This is a genomic window from Frankia sp. CcCS3, assembly GCF_977927575.1.
This window is the reverse complement of record NZ_CDWRCL010000336.1, coordinates 1-3,078: the sequence shown is the minus strand read 5'-3', so window position 1 is coordinate 3,078 and position 3,078 is coordinate 1. Positions and strand designations below refer to the sequence as shown.

The 3,078-nt window shown below is 75.9% G+C and carries 3 protein-coding genes; all 3 read right to left on the bottom strand.

The window, feature by feature from the left end; genetic code table 11:
• On the bottom strand, positions 1 to 1,693 hold a 1,693-nt coding region (locus tag AC08OQ_RS18850), incomplete at its 3' end, for an ABC transporter ATP-binding protein (protein WP_462202511.1).
• 164 nt (positions 1,694 to 1,857) lie between these two features.
• A complete protein-coding gene (locus tag AC08OQ_RS18845) occupies positions 1,858 to 2,775 on the bottom strand; it encodes an ABC transporter ATP-binding protein (protein WP_476602337.1) in 918 nt (305 codons plus the stop codon).
• Positions 2,776 to 2,839: 64 nt separating this feature from the next.
• On the bottom strand, positions 2,840 to 3,078 hold a 239-nt coding region (locus AC08OQ_RS18840), incomplete at its 5' end, for an iron chelate uptake ABC transporter family permease subunit (protein ID WP_476612281.1).

Here is a 3,078-nt window from a genome sequence, read left to right as displayed (position 1 = left end):
GCGCGGTCTCGGCCGCCTGCCGCGCGCCCCCGATCGGCCCGGCGCCCGCCGCCGGCACGCCGTCCGGCCCGAGCCGGAGCACGCGGTCGGCGGCGGCCAGGACGGAGGGGCGGTGGGAGATCACCACGAGGGCGGCCTGCGGCGACCACGCGCGCAGCCCCCGCAGGATCGTCGCCTCGGTCACGGCGTCGACAGCCGCGGTCACGTCGTCGAGGATGAGCACGTCCGGCCGGCCGATCAGCCCGCGGGCCAGGGCCAGCCGCTGGGCCTGGCCGCCGGAGACGGTCGCCCCGCGTTCTCCGAGCTCGGTGTCGTAGCCGTCGGGCAGGCTCAGCACGAAGTCGTCGACGGCGGCGACCGCGCAGGCCGCCCGCAGCTCGTCCAGCTCGACCTCGCGGCCGACCCGGAGGTTGTCCGCCACCGTGCCGGCCAGGATCAGGGGCCGTTGGGGAACCAGGCCGATCCGGCGGGCCAGCTCGAGGCGGGAGACCCGCCGCAGGTCGACGCCGCCCAGGCTGACCGAGCCGGTCGCCGGGTCCTCCAGCCGGCAGAGCAGGCGGGCGAGCGTGGTCTTGCCGCCGCCGGTCGGTCCGGTCACGGTGACGAACTCGCCCGGACCGACGCGCAGGTCGACCGGTCCGAGCACCCGCCGGCCGTCGCGCCGGGCGGTCAGCCCGGCGGCGAGCAGGGCCCCGCCTGGCGGCGGGGTCTCGGCGTCGGCCGGGTCGTCGTCAGTGACCGGAGTCTCGAGGATCTCGGCGATGCGCCCGGCCGCGACCCGGGCCTGGCCCCGGGCCGAGAGCAGGTCGACCGCGACCGTGACCGCCAGCGTCAGGGTGGTCATCCAGGAGGTGAAGGCGACCAGGCCGCCGACGGTGAGGCCGCCGCGCAGCGCCACCGTCCCCCCGATGGCCAGGCCGGCCGCGATCGCCAGCCGGGGGACGGCCGGCGGGACGGCGGTCCAGGACGCCGAGATGCGCGCGGCGGTCATGGTGTGGTCGGTGAGGACCGCGCTGCGGTCGTGGTGGCGACGGGCAAGAGCCGCCTCACCGCCGAGGCCGCGCACCGCGGCGCTGGCCGAGAGCAGGTCCTCCACCGCGTCGGCGCGGGCGGCGAACGCCTCGGAGAGCTTCTCGTTCGCCGCGTCGAAGCGGCCGGGGAAGTAGGCGTTGGCCAACGCGGCCAGCGGGATCGTCACCACCCCGACGATCAGCAGTGGCCAGTCCAGCAACGCGAAGGCGGGCAGGACCACCACGATGGTCACGACGATCCGGACCCAGATGGCGAGGCTCTGCACCCACAGCCGGATCAGGTCGACGTCGCGGGTGACCCGGGTGGCCAGGTCACCGTGCCCGTAGCGGGCCATGGCGGGGCGGTCGAAGGCGGCCACCCGCTCGACCAGCGCGGCCCGCAGCGCGTGCGCGACGCGGTTCGCGGCCCGGCCCGACCACCACAGGCCGCCAGCGCCGCCGAGCATGAACACCACGGCGACGACCGCGGTCGGGACGGCCCAGGTCAGCGTGCCGTGGACCGATCGCGGGGTGATGCCCTGGTCGAGCGCGCGCTGAATGCACCAGGGGAGGGCGAGCATCGCCGTCTGCTGGACCACCGTGGCCGCGCCGCCGAGGGCGAGTTGCCCCCGCCGCGCCGACAGCTGCGTCCTGAGCAGTCGCTTACCCGTCGCGCCGTCCAACCCAGCACCGTCCTGACCGGTTCGTGCCCGCGTCGTCCGACGACCGTCCGGCGCACCGGCGTCCGGCACCGGCGTCCGATGTCGGGCCGGCGGGATCGGGAACCCGTGCCCGCCTGGTCGAAGACAGCGGGCAGCGGCTACCTGCCCGATAAAGTCAGGTATAGCTAACCTAAGTAACCCAGCCCCGTCAACCCATCTGGACGGACCGGCTCGGCTCCGTGAGCGGGTCGGCCGTTCCGCCGGACGTGGGCGCCGGGACGGCCACCGCCGGGCTCTGGGCCGGGCGCACCGCCGGGCCAGCGCCGCGGCCGCAGCGGGATCACCAGCGGCGTCCCCGACTCCGGATCGGTGATAATCCGGCAGGCCAGGCCGAAGACGTCCGCGACGAGCGCGGCGGTGACGATCTCGGCCGGCGGCCCCTGGGCGACGATCCGCCCGTCCCGCATCGCCACCAGGTGGTCGGCGTACCGGCTGGCCTGGTTGAGGTCGTGCAGCACCGCCACCAGCGTGTGGTCGCCGCCGGCGAGCAGCTCGGCGCACAGGTCCAGCACTTCGACCTGATGGGCGATGTCGAGGAACGTCGTCGGCTCGTCCAACAGCAGGATCGGCGTCCGCTGGGCCAGGACCATCGCCAGCCACACCCGCTGGCGCTGGCCGCCGGACAGCTCGTCGACCAGGCGGTCGGCCAGGTCGGCGACGGCGGTCCGGGCCATCATCTCGGCCACGACCCGCTCGTCCTCCCGCGACCACTGGCGCAGCAGCCGCTGGTGCGGGTAGCGGCCGCGGGCGACCAGGTCGGCCACGGTGATGCCGGCCGGCGCGGTCGCGGACTGGGCCAGCAGGCCGAGCCGGCGCGCGACCTCCTTCGTCGAGTACGACGAGATCAGCGCGCCGTCGAGGTGCACCGCGCCCGCCTTCGGTCGCAGCAGGCGGACCAGCGCGCGCAGCAGCGTCGACTTGCCGCAGGCGTTCGGTCCGACGATGACGGTGAACGCCCCGTCCGGGATGTCGATCCCCAGTTCGCGGGCCACCACCCGCTGGTCGTAGGCCAAGGTGAGGCCGCGCGCGCTCAGCCGCGTCATGGGGCGTCCTCCGTCATCGGCTCGGTCCCGTCCGCCGGTGGGCGCCGCGCGCCCCGATGCGGCGTCACGCCCGCCGCCGTTGCCGGATCAGCAGGACGGCAAGGTAGACCCCGCCGATGGCGCCGGTCGCCACCCCGACCGGGAGCTGGGTCGGGGCGAACAGTCGCTGGGCGACCAGGTCACCGACCGTCACCAGTGCCGCCCCCGCCAGCGCGGTCGAGACCAGCGGCGGCGCGGAGGCCGCCGTGAGCCAGCGGGCCAGCGGCGGCGCGCTCAGCGCCACGAAGCCGACCGGCCCGGCGG

Coding starts and splice junctions, on each gene's coding strand:
- AC08OQ_RS18845 (WP_476602337.1), bottom strand. CDS start 2,775: ATGACGCGGCTGAGCGCGCGCGGCCTCACCTTGGCCTACGACCAGCGG.